At 61.1% G+C, this 16,526-nt stretch carries 20 protein-coding genes; all 20 read left to right on the forward strand.

Going from position 1 to position 16,526, the window contains the following annotated elements:
- Positions 1-38: 38 nt before the first annotated feature.
- The 20 genes from IF654_RS00150 (at position 39) to IF654_RS00245 (ending at position 16,221) form a co-directional block, all read left to right on the forward strand.
- Complete coding sequence (locus tag IF654_RS00150) at positions 39-353, forward strand: capsid cement protein (protein WP_095008542.1); 315 nt, start codon at positions 39-41, stop codon at positions 351-353.
- A complete protein-coding gene (locus tag IF654_RS00155) occupies positions 353-733 on the forward strand; it encodes a head-tail joining protein (RefSeq protein WP_095008541.1) in 381 nt (126 codons plus the stop codon). Before IF654_RS00150 ends, IF654_RS00155 begins: the two co-directional genes overlap by 1 nt.
- A gap of 19 nt (positions 734-752) precedes the next feature.
- The gene (locus tag IF654_RS00160; protein ID WP_047280281.1) at positions 753-1,238 is read left to right on the forward strand and encodes a hypothetical protein; all 486 of its coding nucleotides are present in this window, start codon (positions 753-755) and stop codon (positions 1,236-1,238) included.
- Positions 1,235-1,828 carry a phage baseplate assembly protein V gene (locus tag IF654_RS00165; protein WP_095008540.1) on the forward strand — a complete coding sequence of 198 codons (594 nt, stop codon included), beginning with the start codon at positions 1,235-1,237 and terminating at the stop codon, positions 1,826-1,828. Before IF654_RS00160 ends, IF654_RS00165 begins: the two co-directional genes overlap by 4 nt.
- A 42-nt stretch (positions 1,829-1,870) precedes the next feature.
- Positions 1,871-2,104 (forward strand): hypothetical protein, encoded by a 234-nt coding sequence (locus IF654_RS00170; protein WP_230683690.1) that lies wholly within the window; start codon positions 1,871-1,873, stop codon positions 2,102-2,104.
- A gap of 6 nt (positions 2,105-2,110) precedes the next feature.
- Positions 2,111-2,437: a GPW/gp25 family protein gene (locus tag IF654_RS00175; protein WP_047275405.1), complete on the forward strand. Its 327-nt coding sequence runs from the start codon at positions 2,111-2,113 to the stop codon at positions 2,435-2,437.
- A complete protein-coding gene (locus IF654_RS00180) occupies positions 2,434-3,321 on the forward strand; it encodes a baseplate assembly protein (protein WP_048374849.1) in 888 nt (295 codons plus the stop codon). Before IF654_RS00175 ends, IF654_RS00180 begins: the two co-directional genes overlap by 4 nt.
- The gene (locus tag IF654_RS00185) at positions 3,318-3,920 is read left to right on the forward strand and encodes a phage tail protein I (RefSeq protein ID WP_047280278.1); all 603 of its coding nucleotides are present in this window, start codon (positions 3,318-3,320) and stop codon (positions 3,918-3,920) included. Before IF654_RS00180 ends, IF654_RS00185 begins: the two co-directional genes overlap by 4 nt.
- Positions 3,917-6,100, forward strand: a complete 2,184-nt coding sequence (locus IF654_RS23210; protein ID WP_230683691.1) for a phage tail protein — start codon at positions 3,917-3,919, stop codon at positions 6,098-6,100. Before IF654_RS00185 ends, IF654_RS23210 begins: the two co-directional genes overlap by 4 nt.
- Positions 6,097-6,711 (forward strand): phage tail assembly chaperone, encoded by a 615-nt coding sequence (locus tag IF654_RS00195; protein ID WP_095008539.1) that lies wholly within the window; start codon positions 6,097-6,099, stop codon positions 6,709-6,711. The genes IF654_RS23210 and IF654_RS00195 overlap by 4 nt, the downstream gene beginning before the upstream one ends.
- Before the next feature lie 90 nt (positions 6,712-6,801).
- On the forward strand, positions 6,802-7,974 hold the full coding sequence (locus tag IF654_RS00200; RefSeq protein ID WP_047280277.1) for a phage tail sheath subtilisin-like domain-containing protein: 1,173 nt from the start codon (positions 6,802-6,804) through the stop codon (positions 7,972-7,974).
- A 12-nt stretch (positions 7,975-7,986) separates the two neighbouring features.
- Positions 7,987-8,490: a phage major tail tube protein gene (locus IF654_RS00205; protein ID WP_047280276.1), complete on the forward strand. Its 504-nt coding sequence runs from the start codon at positions 7,987-7,989 to the stop codon at positions 8,488-8,490.
- Between the two features lie 11 nt (positions 8,491-8,501).
- On the forward strand, positions 8,502-8,810 hold the full coding sequence (locus IF654_RS00210; protein WP_095008538.1) for a phage tail assembly protein: 309 nt from the start codon (positions 8,502-8,504) through the stop codon (positions 8,808-8,810).
- Positions 8,811-8,958: 148 nt separating this feature from the next.
- Entirely contained in the window at positions 8,959-11,994 is a 3,036-nt protein-coding gene (locus tag IF654_RS00215; protein WP_194862067.1) for a phage tail tape measure protein, read from the forward strand.
- A 16-nt stretch (positions 11,995-12,010) separates the two neighbouring features.
- A complete protein-coding gene (locus IF654_RS00220; RefSeq protein ID WP_095008616.1) occupies positions 12,011-12,856 on the forward strand; it encodes a phage tail protein in 846 nt (281 codons plus the stop codon).
- Complete coding sequence (locus tag IF654_RS00225; protein WP_047296895.1) at positions 12,831-13,037, forward strand: tail protein X; 207 nt, start codon at positions 12,831-12,833, stop codon at positions 13,035-13,037. The genes IF654_RS00220 and IF654_RS00225 overlap by 26 nt, the downstream gene beginning before the upstream one ends.
- A gap of 76 nt (positions 13,038-13,113) precedes the next feature.
- The gene (locus IF654_RS00230; protein ID WP_095008615.1) at positions 13,114-14,160 is read left to right on the forward strand and encodes a phage late control D family protein; all 1,047 of its coding nucleotides are present in this window, start codon (positions 13,114-13,116) and stop codon (positions 14,158-14,160) included.
- Between the two features lie 46 nt (positions 14,161-14,206).
- Positions 14,207-14,752, forward strand: coding sequence for a glycoside hydrolase family 19 protein (locus IF654_RS00235; RefSeq protein WP_095008614.1), 546 nt, complete (start codon positions 14,207-14,209; stop codon positions 14,750-14,752).
- Complete coding sequence (locus IF654_RS00240; protein WP_095008613.1) at positions 14,749-15,276, forward strand: lysis system spanin subunit; 528 nt, start codon at positions 14,749-14,751, stop codon at positions 15,274-15,276. The genes IF654_RS00235 and IF654_RS00240 overlap by 4 nt, the downstream gene beginning before the upstream one ends.
- A 150-nt stretch (positions 15,277-15,426) precedes the next feature.
- Entirely contained in the window at positions 15,427-16,221 is a 795-nt protein-coding gene (locus tag IF654_RS00245) for a DNA adenine methylase (RefSeq protein ID WP_095008612.1), read from the forward strand.
- Positions 16,222-16,526 lie beyond the last annotated feature (305 nt).

Below are 16,526 nucleotides of genomic sequence, written 5' to 3' on the forward strand. Positions count from 1 at the left end.
GCGGGGCTTGTTGTTTCTTAAGGCAGGAGAAATTGGCTATGGCCAAGAATTATGTAAGCAGTGGCGAGACCCAAGACTTTATCGCCCCGGCTGGCGGCGCCGTTGCCGGTGTTCCGGTGACCATCAATGATCTGGTGTTGATTCCGGTCACTGGCGGTCTGGAAGGTGACAAGTTGGTGGGGCATATCAGTGGCGAGTGGCGTGTAAAGGCTGATGGTGCGCTTAAAAAGGGCCAGAAAGTCAGCGTCAAAGCAGGTGTGCTGGTAGCTCCGGCGACCGCTGATTCAGTGCCGTTCGGCAAGCTGACCAGCGACATGGTCAGTAACGTGGCCACCGCGTTGTTGATCCCCTGATGGCGGCTGATCGCTTTCGCGAGCGAGCGGCGCGGATGGATCGCGTTTTGATCGAGCGCCTGGGCGATCAGGCAACGCTGGAAGATGGCTCGACGATTCGCGGCGCGTTTGTGTCGCCATTTATTGGTGCGCAGATCGGCGCCAAGGCGAGCAGCTTTCGCCTTGGGGCATCGATCAATGCCGAGCAGATCAAGGAGCCCACGTTTACCGTGCGCTCTGTCGATGCGGTCAAGGTCAAACGCGGGGCATTCATCACCATTGACCTGCCTGATGTTGATGGCGGCGGGCGTTACAAGATGGTCAGGCCTGAGCCGGACGGTGCGGGCATGGTTGATCTGATTTTGGGGGCAGACAGTGAGCGATCCGACGATATCAAGTGAGGCCGTCAGTGAGCTGACAATGCTGCACGAAGCCATTGAGGCGACCTTTCGTGAGCGTATCCCTGCCTTTAAGCATGTCGAGCCATACCCCGAGCTGAACAAGGAAATGGGCGAGCCTGCCCTCGTGTTTGCGGTAACAGGGATGGGGGAAGCGGATGATGCAGGTACGGGAAAAACAACCCTGAATTGTCGTTTCCAAGCTGTTGTGCTTGTTGATGCCACTCGCAAGCGAGCACCTCTTCAAGCAGCGATTTTGGCTGGCCGCGTGGCGACGGTTTTGCACGGGCAGTATTGGGGGTTGGATTTTGTCGAGTCTCCTGAACATATTCAGGTGCAGCCAGATGGGTCCACCCCCGAATTGGCGCAATTCTGCGTATGGGTTGTCGAGTGGATGCAAGTTGTTCACTTTGGTGAGTTTTCGTGGCCATGGCCTGATGAGCCACCGGGCACCTTGCTGATCAGCGTCAACGATGAAGACCATGTCGCCCCGGAGGACCTGCCATGAGCTACGCCGGAGCTGAACATGACCGCATGATCGCGGCCCTGGTGATTCCTTGCTACGTGGTCGCGGTGGATTTGGCAGCGTCACCACCCGCCTGCCGCGTATCGACCGGCGACTGGACCAGCGCCTGGGTGCGCTGGCACAGCGTGGCAGCGGGCAAGGCCCGGCACTGGCGCGCGCCGAGCATAGGTGAGCAGGGCGTGCTGTTTAACCCCAGCGGACAGGCTGGCATGGGCACCTTTGTGCCGGGGCTTTATGGCGATGCCGGGGCACCGCCGGACAACCGCGACCACGTCGAAGTGTGGCGGTTTGATGATGGCGGCTCGCTGGTCTACGACTGGCAGGCCAAAAGCTACACCATTACCTTGCCCAGCGGCACCGTGACCATCGCGGTCGGTGGCAGTTCGGCGGTGGTCACGGACAGCGCCATTACTGGCAAGGCCGAAGCGATCAACCTGACCGGGAAAATCACCTTGAACGGCGACGTGGTGATCAACGGATCGATCTTGACCCACAACGGGCTGAATGTCGGATCGACGCACACCCATAAAGGCGTAACACCCGGTGCGGGAATAACGGGCACACCGTCTTAACCAACCTCGCTACGGCGAGGTTTTTATTACCTGGAGAACACCATGAGCAAAACACCTGACGACAAAGTTACTGATCCCGTGGCCCCTGTCCTTTCAAAAACCACCCCGGTCGCGGACCCCGTCCGCACCTTCCGCGACAAGGTCTACACCTCCCGCACGTTGATCCTGCCCAACGGCGCCACGCTCCCGGTCGCCAAAGGCCGCGCCACGGCGGTCGACGATCAGCAGTTTCAGTACCTCAATAGCCACCCGGATTTTGAACGCCTGACGGAGTAACCCGCGATGATCGGAATGGATCGCCACACCGGCGCGGCCCTTTCCGGCGTCGAGCATTTGCGCCAATCCATTGCCGACATCCTCACCACCCCGGTGGGCAGTCGGCGCATGCGCCCGGCCTATGGCTGCCAGTTGCGCCGGTTCGTCGACATGCCGATCAACGCGGGCTGGAAAAGCGCGGTACAGGCCGAGGTCGCCCACGCGCTGAACCTGTGGGAGCCGCGTTTCAAGTTGCAGTCGGTGCGGGTGTCGGCGGTGCTCGATGGCGTGATCACTTTTGAACTCAAGGGCCTGTACCGGGGCGAGGGCGTAGCAATGGAGGTGAGCGCATGAGTACCGTGGACCTGTCGGCATTGCCGACCCCGGAGGTGCTGGAGTCGCTGGACTTTGAGGACGCCTATCAGGAAGAACTGGCGGTGTTTCGCGCCTACATGGGCGACAACTGGAACGCGGCGTTGGAGAGCGACCCGGTGGTCAAGTTGCTGGAGCTGGGCGCCTACAGCCGGGTTCGGCACCGGGCGCGGGTTAATGACGCGTCCAAGTCGCTGCTGTTGGCCTACGCCCAGCGCACCGACCTCGATCACCTCGCCGCCAACGTGCGGCTTAAACGGTTGGTGATTCAGGAAGCCGATCTGCAAAGCGTGCCACCGGTGCCGCAAGTGATGGAACTGGACGACGCGTTACGCGAGCGTATCCAACTGGTGTACGAGGGCCTGACCACGGCCGGGCCGCGTAACAGCTACATCCTGCACGCGCGCAACGCCTCGGCGCTGGTGGCTGACGCGCAGGCCGAAAGTCCGAGCCCGGCCCACGTGGTGGTCACCGTGTTGCATCTGGAGGGCAACGGCGTGGCCGACCAGCCGTTGCTGGACAAGGTGCTGGCCCACCTCAGCGACGAAGACATTCGCCCGGTCGGGGATCGGGTCACGGTGCAAAGCGCCGAGGTGCAGGAATACCGTATTGACGCGGTGCTGCACATGGCCGGGACCGGCTCGGAAAACGAAGCGATTCTGGCCGAAGCCACCCGGCGCCTCGCGGCCTGGATCAACCCGCGTCGGCGCCTTGGCGTGGAAATCGCCCGCTCGGCCATTGATGCGCAACTGCACATCACTGGCGTCAGCCGCGTGGACTTGCCCGGCTGGGTCGACATTCCCCGGGCCACGCACCAAGCCGCGTACTGCATCGGCTACAGCGTGACCCAAGGCGGTGCCGGATGAGCCTGCTGCCGCTCAACAGCACTCAGTTAGAGCGGGCCATCGAAGCGGCGATTGATCACAACCCGGCGATTCCGATTCGCACCCTGTACAACGCGAAAACCTGCCCGGCGCACTTGCTGCACCAGTTGGCGTGGGCGTGGTCGGTGGACCGCTGGGACAACCGCTGGAGCGAGCAGGTCAAGCGCGCCGCCATTGAATCGGCGTTCTTCATCCATGCCCACAAAGGCACCATCGGCGCGCTGCGCCGGGTGGTGGAGCCGCTGGGTTATCTGCTGGAAGTGATCGAGTGGTGGCAGACCGTACCGCTGGGCGTGCCGGGCACGTTCGGGCTCAAGGTCGGTGTGCTGGATACCGGCATCACCGAGGAAATGTACCGCGAGCTGACAGCCCTGATCGATGATGCCAAACCGCTCAGCCGCACGCTGACCGAACTGGTGATCAGCCTTGAAAGCACGGGCCAGCTCAACGTCTTTTCCTGCCTGTACGAGGGCGAGGTGATCGACGTGTACCCACCGGCACCGCGCGACATCGAGGTCACGGGGCATTACGGCCCGGCGGGCCGCGAACATCAAACCGAATACCTGGACGTGTACTCATGATTGATCAAAGCAGCCAGTTTATGGCGATCCTCACGGCCGTGGGCGAGGCCAAGCAGGCCAACGCCGACGCGATGAACATCCCGTGGACGTTCTCTCAGATGGGCGTGGGCGATGCCAACGGTGCCGACCCGCAGCCCAACCGGGCGCAAACCAAGCTGATCAACGAGCGCCGCCGCGCGCCGCTGAATCAGGTCAAGATCGACCCGAAAAACACCAACGTGATCATTGCCGAGCAGGTGATCCCGGAAAACGTCGGCGGCTGGTGGATTCGTGAAATCGGCCTGTACGACGCGGACGGCGATCTGGTGGCGGTGGCCAACTGTGCGCCCAGCTTTAAACCGGAGCTGGCACAGGGCTCCGGCAAGACCCAAGTGGTGCGCATTAACTTCATCGTCAGCAGCGCCGCCAACGTCACGCTCAAGATCGACCCGAGCGTGGTACTGGCGACCCGGCAGTACGTGGACGACCGCATCATTGAAGTGTTGCCGCCGACGCGCAAGCCCGGCAGTTACACCAAGGTGCTGATCGACAAACGCGGCGTGGTGATCGAGGGCAGCAACCCCGAGACACTGGCCGATAACGGGATCAAGGACGCTTACACCAAAACGCAAGTCAATGACTTGCTGCAGGTGAAAGCGCCGCTCGACAGCCCGGTGCTGACCGGCACCCCGAAAGCACCCACGGCGCCGTTGACCAGCAACAGTCAGCAGTTGGCCAACACGGCTTTCGTTCAGGCGCTGGTTGCCTCGCTGATCAGCGGTGCGCCAGGTGCGCTGGACACCTTGAAAGAACTGGCCGACGCCTTGGGCGGTGATCCAAACTTTGCCAACACCATCATCAATGCCTTGTCGCGCAAAGTGTCCCGCGAAGGCGATGAGATGTCGGGGGGGCTGACCCTCGGCAATGGCACTGATGTATCGCCCTCGCTCAGCTTTCGCGATGCCTCCGGTATTGGCGGGTTCAGCCTGAACAAAGGCGTGTTGCGCTACATCGGCTATTACGGGTCGCAATCCAAACAACTGTTCTCGCTGGACTTCAACAGCGGGAACGTGGCCAACGCTCGCGGCGCCTTGTGGGACGTGGTCACCTATCCGCCTTCGACGTTCTGGAACACCGGCAATTTCAACCCGGCGTCCAAAGCGGACGCGGCAGCGGTCACGGCCGCACTGGCGACCAAGGCCGACAACGCGACCACGCTGGCGGGCTACCGCATCGGGGACGCCTACACCAAAACTCAGACGGCCCAGCTGGTCGAGAACGCGATTACCGCGCTGGTGGGTTCCTCCCCGGAAGCGCTGAACACGCTCAATGAACTGGCGGCCGCGCTGGGCAATAACCCGAACTTCGCCACGGCCATCAACGAAGAACTGGCCAAGCGCGTACGCAACACCGGCGACACCATGACCGGCCCGCTGACCCTTGCGGGCCTGACCACCAGTAGCCCTTCGATTAGCTTTAGGTCCGAAGAGGGCATCGGCTCACTGAATGTCTACCGACAGCGTCTGCGCTACATCGGCTATTACGGCAGTGAGTCGAAAGAGATCTTTTCGGCCGACTTTGCCACCGGCGACGTGTTCAACGGGCGCGGCGCGTTGTGGGACGTGTCCAAGTACCCGCCTGCGCAGTACCTCAAGGTCAACCAGTCGTTGGCCAGCGGTTCCAACCTGCATTGCGGTTCTGGGAATTCGCCGTATATCGCGTCCATGACCAGCGAAACCGGCTCGCTGGAAGTGCACAACGAGGCCAACAACGCGGCCTCGGCGGTGATGCTGTTTCATCGCAAAGGGATTTTCGGGGCCTACTTTGGTCTGGACACGGACAACCAGTTCAAGGTCGGCGGGCTCTCGATGGGCGCCAATGCCTACACCGTGTGGCACTCGGGCAACGCCCCGAAAAACACGGGCAGTGCAGCGGTGACCGGTTGGTGGCGATGCGCTGACACCGGACTGATGCGTATGTGGGGGGTGACCAACAGTGTCGGGCAGGATTCGTCCGTGGCGGTGCCGCTGCCGATGACCTTCCCGAACGCGGTGTTCGGCGTCCACTTTATGCAACAGGCCGAGATGAAGCCCAGCGCGGTGGGTAACTACGGCGTCAAAGACGTGACCCGCCAAGGGTTCACACTGGTTAACGGCAACGACGGCGTAGGGCCGTGTTATTGGGAGGCGTGGGGAAATTGAAGACTGACACCTATTACCTGCACCGCACGCAGTTGAATTTCTACTGTGATTCGGTGTTTGGTCCACGTCGCATCGACGTGGTCGATCCCGAGTGGACGCCGCCTGTGGTGTACGTGCCGGACCCGGACTGGTCGCCGGATGCCGACAACCTCAGTGCGTCGGCGCCGAACATTGAAATGCCCGATCCGGACGCCATACCGCCCTTGATCAGCGTGCCCAACCCGGGCTGTAAACTGCCGCCTGAGCACGAGCTGCTGGAACTGAGCGAGGCGTTGTACCTGGAACTGTCCCACGCGTCGGCGGCAGGCAAGGTCGTGGCCCTGGACGAGGACGGTGTGCCGTGTCTGGTTGACCGGCCGCCACCCAGCCTTACCCAGCAAGCCGCCGGACAGCGCCAATGGCGTGACCGGCTGCTGCTGAGCACCGACACACTGATCGTTCGCCATCGGGATGAAACCGAAGCCGGTCGGCCGACCACGCTTGACGCCGATCAATACCGGGCGTTGCAAGGCTTTCGCATGGACCTGCGCGACTGGCCCGAATCCGAGGCGTTTCCGGACGCCACCCGGCGCCCGGTCGAGCCGGACTGGTTGGCTGACTACCTTGCCTGACGCCCCGCACCCCGGGGCGTTTTTGTATCCACCGTTTGACCCACACAAGCCTCGCCCTGCGGGGCTTTGTTGTTTCTGGAGAGTACCTGTATGAGCACAGCCAGCCGTTTTCACGGCGTTACCGTAACGCTGGTCGACACCGGCGCGCGCACCATTGCGCTGCCGTCGACCTCGATCATCGGCCTTTGCGACACCTACACCGTCAGCCCGGCCGCATCGGCCAAACCCAATGACCTGGTGCTGCTGACCAGCGAGCGCGAAGCCATCGCCGCGTTTGGTGAAGACTCGGCCATTACCCGTGCGGCCAAGGCGGTTTTCTTGAAAGCCAAGGCCGTGATCGTCGCGTGCGGCGTGGCCAAGTTGGAAGACGAAGCGCTGCAAACCTCGGCCATCATCGGCGGTGTTTTGGCCTCGGGCCAGCGTACCGGCCTGCAAGCCTTGCTCGACGGCAAAAGCCGTTTCAACGCCCAGCCGCGGCTGTTGATCGCGCCCAAGCATTCCGCCACGCAAGCGGTGGCCACGGCTATGGATGCACTGGCGGGCAAGTTGCGCGCCATCGCCATCGTCGACGGCCCCAACACCACCGACGAGGCGGTGCTGGCCTACGCGCAGGAGTTCGGCAGCAAGCGCATTTACATGGTCGATCCGGGCGTTCAGCAATGGGACACGGTCACCAGCAAAACCATCGACGCCCCGGCCTCTGCGTTCACCGCTGGCCTGTTCGCCTGGACTGACACCGAGTACGGCTTCTGGGCCTCGCCGTCGAACAAGGAATTTGTCGGCATCACCGGCACCACGCGCCCGATTGAGTTTCTGGAAGGTGATGAAACCTGCCGCGCCAACCTGCTCAACAACGCCAATATTGCCACCATCATTCGCGACGGCGGCTACCGGCTGTGGGGCAACCGTACGCTGTCATCTGATTCGAAATGGTCGTTTGTGACACGGGTGCGCACCGTCGACATCGTGATGGACGCGATTCAGGCCGGACATAAATGGGCGGTCGATCTTCCGATCAACAAGACCTACGTAAAGAACGTTACAGATGGTCTGGATGCGTTCATGCGGGATTTGAAAAACCTCGGCGCGGTGCTGTATTTCGAGGTGTATGCGGACCCTGAGATGAACACGGCCAGCCAGCTGGAGCAGGGCAAAATTTACTGGAACATCCGCTTCACGGACGTCCCGCCTGCTGAAAACCCGAACTTCCTCGTTCAAGTGACCAATCAGGGTCTGACTGAAGTCGTGGACACCGCCGCCTAAGGAGGCCGCTCAATGATTCCTCAAGTGCTTTTTGATACCAACCTGTTTTTGGGCGGGATCAGTTTTTCCGGTGATGTGCCGTCCGTGACCCTGCCCAAGTTGACCGTTAAAACCGACTCGTTCCGGGGCGGCGGCATGGGTGGCGAGATTGAGATGGACATGGGGCTGGAGAAACTGGAGTCCAGTTTCGTCACGACCGGCGTCCGCCGCGAATCCATGAAGTACTTCGGTCTTGCTGATCAGACCAGCTGCAATGCCGTGTTTCGCGGAGCTTTTAAAGGTCTGGGTGGCAAGGTCACCCCCGTGATCGCGACGATGCGCGGCATGCTCAAAGAACTGGACATGGGCGACTGGAAACCCGGCGATAAGGCCGAGAACAAGTACGCGATGGCCCTCCAATATTACAAGTTGGAAGTGGACGGTCGTGTGATGTACGAAATCGACATGGTCAATTGCGTGCGCGTAATTGATGGCGTCGACCAAATGGCAGATGTACGCAGCGCCCTGGGCCTTTAAGGAATTCCCGCATGACTATCAATACTGAAAAGAAACTCCCGTCCTGGCTCACCCTGACCGACGAAGGCGTCACCATCACCCTGCGTTACCCAACTGAACTTAACCATGTCAAAACCGACAAGGTGGTCATGCGCGCGCCGACCGTTCGCGATGTGCGGGCAGCGGGCGCGGTCTCGGGCGGCGATGCTGAAAAGCGCGAATTGCAACTGTTCTCCAGCCTGACCGAAATCCCGCCCGGCGATCTGGAGGGGCTCAAGGTGGTGGACTACAGCCGCGTGCAGGAAGGCTATTTTCGTATGGTCGACGAAGGCGAACTGTAACCCCGCAACCCTTAAACAACTGGCCAAGCGCTTGGCGGCAGAAACGAGTTTTTCCGCCGCCGAGATCATGGCCATGCCGTTTTCGGAAATGGTCTGGTGGCTCACGGATTGAGCCGCCTGACGCGCAACCACAGGGCAGGGCGAACAGATGGCAAACAAACTCGCGCTCGGGCTGGTGATCGGCGGGGCGGTCAGTTCCTCCGTGGGCTCAGCGTTCAAGGACGTTGATAGCCGGATCAAGAAGCTGGAAGCGACCGGGGCCAAGGCCCGGGTCATGCAACGCCAGATCGGTGACACCATCCGCCTGCGCAACGAATGGAAAAAGGCCTACGACAGCGGTTCGGCCGGGGCATACGCGCTGCGGAACAAACTCAATGCCAATCTCGACAGTTTGCGCAAGCAGGGGATCGAGGTCGGGCGACTCGACCGGGCCTATCAAATGCTCGGCCGTACGGCGCGGCAGGCGGATCTGAAAGCCCAGGGCCATGCACAACTCAACGAAGGCCGGGCCAGTGTCAAAAGCACGGTTGGCCGGGCAGCGGTGGGGGCGGCAGCACTGGCGGTGCCGACCAAAGTCAGCGCCGATTACAACGCCATCATCCGCGACATCGCGATCAAGGCGGGCATCGCCAATGCCCCCGAAGAAAAGCAGATGTCGCGCACCATCATCGACACCTCACGTGACACCGGCATGGCCCGTAACGAGGTGGCCACCGTGGTCAACGAGCTGGTGGGTGCCGGTATGGACTTGGCCAAGGCCATGGAATACGCGCCGGTCGCGGCCAAGTTCGTGATCGGGCAGGGCTCGGACGGCGGCGAAACCGCGAAGATGATCAACGCCCTGGGGCAGAACGCCAACATCACCAGCGCCAAGGAAATGCAGCAAGCGCTTGAGGCCATCGCCTTCCAAGGGCAGGCGGGCAGTTTCGAGGCCAGCGACATGGCCAAGTGGTTCCCTGAGTTGCTGGCCAACATGGGGAATTTGCGGATCACTGGTATGGATGCCGTGACCCAACTGGGCGCAATGTTGCAAGTACAGATGAAGACCGCAGGTAGCTCCGATGAGGCGGCTAACAACCTCAAGAACTGGATGGGGAAAATTGGTTCTTCGCAAACTGTTGAGTCTTACGCCAAGGTAGGTATTGATTACCAAGGCTCACTGGAGTCTGGCATTCAGCAGGGCATGTCTACGCTGGAATCTAGCTTTGCCCTCGCACAAAAGTATATTCAGAAGACTGATCCAAAACGCGCCGCTGAAATGGCCGAAGCAACGGCAAAAATAAGCAAGGAGTCCAACCCGGAAAAAGCCAAGGCCATGATGGCTTCGCTTGAACAGGCACTGCGAACCGGCGATATTTTCGCGGACATGCAGGTCAAGGCCGCGCTCACGGCCTACATGCAGAACAAGGAACTGTACGGCCAGCTCAAGCGTGAATCCCGGGACGCCACCGGCATCCTCGACAAGAACTTGGCTGAGCGCCGCGAAACCTCGTCGCAAAAATGGAAGGAAATGGCCCAGTCGATGGACGACGCCATGCGCTCGGTGGGCGATGCGATCCGGCCGATCACCGACGGCGTGGCCGAAGGGCTGACCAGTGTGGCCAAGGGCATCACCTCGCTCAGCGACCGCACGCCCGGGTTGGCCATGGGGCTGACGGTGTTGGCCGGTGGAGCGCTGACCCTGCAAGGGCTGCTGGGCTCGTTCAAGATCGGCAAGGGCCTGTTCAACCTCGCACGCGGCGCCATGGGCGGACGGGATGCCAAGGGCGTGCAAAAGGTCTTTGTGACCAACGCCGGTGATGGTGACGACAAGGAAGGCGGCAAGGGCTCCAAGGTGTTGGCCCTCGCGGAAATCGGCCTGAAAGCCTTCGGTGGCAAAAAGGACGATGACGGCGACAGCGAGGAAGGCGGCGAGAGTAAAGGCTTTGACCCGATCGATACCGGGCTCAAGCTGCTGGATGTATTCCGCGAAGCGAAAAACGACGAAGACGGCGGCGAAGACTCGGGGCCGCAAAAGGTGTTTGTGGTCAACGCCGCCGCCATGGGTGGCGGTGGAGGCGGTGGAGGCGGCGCCGGTGGTCGTGGCGGTCGACGTCGCGGCGGTGGCAATCGCAACGGCCGCCGCCGTGCGGGTGGTGGTGGTGGTGGTGGTGGTGGTGGTGGTGGGCCTCGGCCGCCGCGTCCGCCAGTGCCGCCCGTTCCACCTGTACCGCCGGGGCGGGCGGCGCGCGCCATGGGGTTGATTGGCAAAGCAGGTAAAGCGGTTCCTGGTGCTGCGCTGTTTGAAGGCGTCCTGCGTGCGGCCGACACCTACCAGAACGCCGAAACCAAGGACGAAAAGGCCGAAGGCTACGGCGCCGCTGCGGGCAACATGGCCGGTGCGCTGGCAGGGGCTGCGGCCGGTGCGGCCATCGGTTCTGTGGTGCCGATTTTGGGCACGGCGGTCGGTGGCTTGATCGGCGGCATCCTCGGCAGCATGGGCGGGGAATCCATCGGGGGCAGCCTCGGTAAATCGTGGTTCGGGTCGGACGATGAAAAAACCGCCGAGCCGCAGAAGCCCGAAGCCAAAGCGGCAGGCGAGCCACTGGCGCCGGTGGTCAAGCCGGTGTCATATGACCCGACTGATCCGGACTCGAAAAACCCGTTCCTGTTGCCGCACTTTGCCAACAAACCGCGCTTTCCCGGTGCGGACCTGGTGCGCCCGGATTCGTTGCCGCCGCCGACAGCATCACCGGCGCCGGTGGTCAAACCGGTGTCGTATGACCCGGCTGATCCGGACTCGAAAAACCCGTTCCTGTTACCGCACTTTGCTAACAAACCGCGCTTCCCGGGCGCGGACCTGGTACGGCCCAAGTCGCTGCCGCCTGAGGGCTCACTCGGTGCCAGCGCATCACGCGAGCTGCCCGGTACAGTAAACATGGGCGACGTGGTGCGCTCGTTCGCCGCCACGGCACCTGCCGGGCCGCTGGCCATGCCGCCCAAAGCGGAGCCGGTGCTCAAGGTCGAACCGCCGAAGATCGATCAGAAGATCGACGTCAATGCGGCGCTGTCCATCACCGTGCAAGGCGACGTGAAAGACCCGGCCGCACTGGCCCGGGAGCTACAGCCGCACCTGCAACGTCAGATCGAGCAAATCAACCAGCAGATGTCGAGCCGGAATCTGTACGACCAACCGCATCTTTAAACAGAAGGGGCAAGCCATGGCCTACATGGAACAACTGCAGTCGGGGTTGAAGTACCTGACGGCGGCCGGGGAAACCGGGCGTCGTAGCCTGGACGGCATGCTTGGGCCAGTGAACGGCGCCATTGGAGAAATCAGCGGCGCCGCCTCCGAACTGAGCGACTTGCCGTTCATTGGCCCTGCGGTCGGGGCCAAGGTGCAACGGCTGATGCGTGGGGTCAACGCCGCGCAGGCCAAGGTCGGCGCGGTGGTGGCCACCTACAACAAAGCCACCCGGGCGGCCTCGCAAATTGAGGAACGCCTCGGCGTGCTGAAAGAGCAGGCGGGCAAGGCCGCGACTGCGATCAACAAAATCGCAGGCAAAGTCAGCCCGTCACTGGCCAACATCGTGCCCACCGGCGCGCTGGGCGCAGACGCGACCCCGGCCGCCGAAGCGGTAAAACCGTTCCCGCATCTGCTGATCATGCAACCGCTCAAGCCCGGATCGACACCGTTCTACTTCAACCTGGACACCGCCGCCTTCGACGAACTCAAGCGCTCCAGCGAATACCGCTGGGCTTCACAAGAGCGCCTGAACCGTCGCCCGGCGCAGCAAGCCGTGGGCATGGGCGAAGAACGCATCACCCTCACGGGTGCGATTTTTGGCGGGTTCAAAGGCGGCATCAAACAACTCGACACCCTGCGCAGCATCGGCGCCCAACTTCAACCGCTGGGCCTGACCACCGGCTACGGCGACGTGCTGGGCAACTGGTGTTTGAAAAACATCGAAGAAGAACAAAGCGCCCTGCTGCAAGGCGGCATCCCGCGTAAACAGGGCTTTACCTTGGAGTTTGTGCGCTATGGCGACGACCTGCAGAACGGCTAGCGGCGACGTACTCGACACCATTTGCCAGAACTACTACGGCCACCTCAATGGCACGGTAGAAGCCGTGCTCGATGCCAACCAAGGGCTGGCCGAACAGGTTCAGCCGTTCAAGGCTGGGCTAGTGATTCACCTGCCGGATTTGCCCGCGCCGAGTGATGAAGTGGTGATGCTCTGGAATTAACCGCGTTTCGTTACGCGTAACGCTCAACCACTCGGCCCGCCATCGCGCGGGCTTTCTATTGTTCGGAATTCACCTAATGACCCCGACCTTTCGCATCGTCGCAGACGGCGCCGACATCACCGCGCTGATAAACGACCGCCTTCTGTTGCTGCGCACCACTGATAAACCCGGGATGGAGTCCGACGACTTTGAACTTCGCATCGATGACCGTGATAGCGCCGTGTCATTGCCAAGTCGTGGAGCGAGTATCGAAGTATTCCTCGGCTACAGCGGCACCGCATTAACCCGCCTCGGACGCTACACCGTGGACGAGGTCGAGTTGTCCGGCCCGCCCGATACGCTGGTGATCCGGGGCAAAGCCAGCGACATGCGTGGCAGCGGCAAGACCACGCGCAGCGGCAGTTGGGAAGGGGTGAGTCTGGCCAGCATCGTCAAGGACGTGGCGGCACGCAACGGCTGGTCGCCGGTGTGCCCGGTCGACACGGTAGTGCCGCGTGCTGACCAGCTCGGCGAATCCGACTTCAACTTCATCACCCGACTCTCCAAGCAGTTCGACTGCACCGCAAAAGTGGCGGACGGCAAGCTGCTGGTGATGCAGCGCCAAGGCGGTCAGAGTGCGACCGGCAAAGCCTTGGGCACCATCACCCTGACACGTAGCGACGTCAGCCGGTGGCAGTTCCGGCTGGGTGATCGCAGCGCCCATAAGGCGGTCAGCACCAAGCATCAGGATAAGAAAACCGGCAAGTTGGCCATCGTCACCTTGGACAACGACGAAGCCCCGGACGGTCTACCGCCCGTTCACACAGACCGCCACATTTACCCCAACAAATCCGCCGCCGAGCAGGCCGCCAAAGCGCGGCTGGCCGCGTTCAACCGCTCGACCGCCGCAGTACGTCTGGAAATGCCCGGTCGTACTGACCTGTTTGCTGAACGCACCATCAATGCCCAAGGCTTCAAGGTCGGGCTCGATGGCGAGTACCTGGTGGACTCGGTGGAGCAGGTGTTCACCCAAAGCGGCTGGAGCACCACTGTCGAATGCAATGGCGGCAAGAAAGGCAAAGCTAAGGCCAAAGGCAAGAAGCCCAAAGCCCCGTTAAAAGTCGTGCAACTACAAGCTGATTAATCCCACACCAACCCGCCTTGTGCGGGTTTTTCATTAGGGCGTACCTATGTCGATCACCCAGCAGCAACTCCTGCAGATCCTCCCCAACGCTGGCCAATCAGCCGGTGTTTTTGTGCCGGTCCTGAACACTGCGATGGTTCGCTTCCAGATCATCGGGACGAAACGCGTCGCAGCCTTCATCGCCCAGATCGGTCACGAGTCCGGCCAGTTTCGCTACGTGCGCGAATTGGGCAGCGATCAGTACCTGAGCAAATACGACACCGGCTCACTCGCCAAGCGCTTGGGCAATACGCCCGAGGCGGACGGCGACGGACAAAAGTTTCGCGGCCGTGGCCTGATCCAGATCACTGGCCGCGCCAACTACATCACATGCGGCGAAGCGCTGGCCCTTGACCTGGTCAACCATCCCGAACTGCTGGAAAAGCCGCAGCATGCCTGCATGTCAGCAGCGTGGTTTTGGGCGAGTAGAGGGCTCAACACCTTGGCCGACGCGGGTCAGTTCGACAAGATCACGCAACGCATCAACGGTGGCCAAAACGGCGCAGCAGATCGTCAGGCGCTGTACGCCCGGGCGTTGAAGGTGTTGGCGTGAAGCTCGATGCGGTGAAGTGGGGCGGGGCATTGCTGGTGATGCTCTGCCTCATGGCTGGCAGTGCTTGGGCCGCATGGAAGTGGCAGGCCAATACCTACGGTCAGCAGTTAGCCGCCAAAGAAGCCGACCACCAAACTGAGCGCACCAATCTGGCCAATGCCAACTCCGCGCAAATTCTGGCCGAGCAGGGTAAGCGATTCGCCCTAGAGCAGTGGCTGGCAGCCAGCGATCAAGCCCATTACCGAGTCCTTACCGATGAGAAAACTAAACAGGAACGCCTGCGTGATCGCCTTGCTACTGCTGACCTGCGGCTGTCAGTCCTACTCGACACCACCGGCGCAACTGGTAGTAACGGAATGCAAGCCACCACCAGCCCCTGCGGCGTGGTTTATGGAACCGCAAGAGCCCAACTTGACCGAGCGCATGCTCAACGAATTATCAGAATCACCGGCGACGGCGATCAAGGACTGATCGCGCTGCAGGCCTGTCAGGCCTACGCCAAAGAAGTCTCACGCACGAAATAAAAGGAGCGGCCGGGCTGGGTGCGTCAACATCCAGCCCGGCCACCAAACCCGCAGAACAGTCCTGCAAGCCCAGCCATGGCTCCCGCTCCGTGCACAAAGCGGAGCGAGCCTAGCACCTGTTTATTCATACAGCAAAAGGTCTTGCAAAATATGTCTTCACCTATCATCCCTTGGATGGGCGGTAAACGCCGTCTGGCCGACCGCCTCATTCCTCTGTTCCCGCCCCACGAATGCTATGTCGAAGTCTTCGCCGGGGGCGGGGCGCTCTATTTTCTGCGCCCTCAGCCTGCTCCAGTCGAAGTGCTCAACGACATCAACGGCGATCTGGTGACCCTGTACCGCGTGGTGCAGAACCACCTGGAAGAATTCGTGCGGCAATTCAAATGGGCACTCAGTTCACGGCAGATATTCGAGTGGCAAAAAATGACCCGCCCGGAAACCCTGACCGACATCCAGCGCGCCGCCCGTTTCTTTTACCTGCAGCACCATGCCTTCGGTGGCAAGGTCTCAGGTCAGAGCTTCGGTACCGCCACCACCGCACCTGCAATCAACCTGCTTCGCATTGAAGAAAACCTGTCTGCTGCATGGCAGCGCCTGTCAGGGACCTACGTTGAAAACCTGCCTTGGCTTGAGTGCGCTGAGCGCTACGACCGGCCGCATACGTTTCATTACATGGACCCGCCTTACTGGCAAACGGCTGGTTATGGCGTCGACTTCACCTTTGATAACTACGAGCGCATGGCTGATTTTATGCGGCGCTGCAAAGGCAAAGTGATGGTTAGCATCAACGATCACCCGGACATTCGGCGGGTGTTTCAAGGGTTCCATTTTGAGACAACAGATATTCGATATACGACCACAAATCAGCGGCAGGGTAAGGCTGAGGTGACAGGTGAGCTGATCATCATGAACTGGGAGCCGGAAGCTCTAGGCGGTCTTTTTTAGCCATGATGCGGGCATAGCTCACATTGCCATCACTGTATATATATCCAGATCGGTGGGCTATCAGTAGAATGCGCCGTAATGGTAAGAAACGGATTAAGTCGAGATGACGCAGAACGGAAACCCTTTGATAGGTGCGACCAACGGCGATACCATCGCTGAAATCCACGCATATGTTATGTGGATGTTGCAGGTTATGGATAATGATGATCAGACGCCAAGGGGCGTCATATGCTCATTGAGGCTGGTATTAGGAGCTGTAGACAGCTTATCTGAGAAGGCTGAAGCGCCAAGATCTTGAGCAACAC

Source organism: Pseudomonas lundensis (assembly GCF_015377145.2).
Classification (GTDB): Bacteria; Pseudomonadota; Gammaproteobacteria; order Pseudomonadales; family Pseudomonadaceae; genus Aquipseudomonas; species Aquipseudomonas lundensis.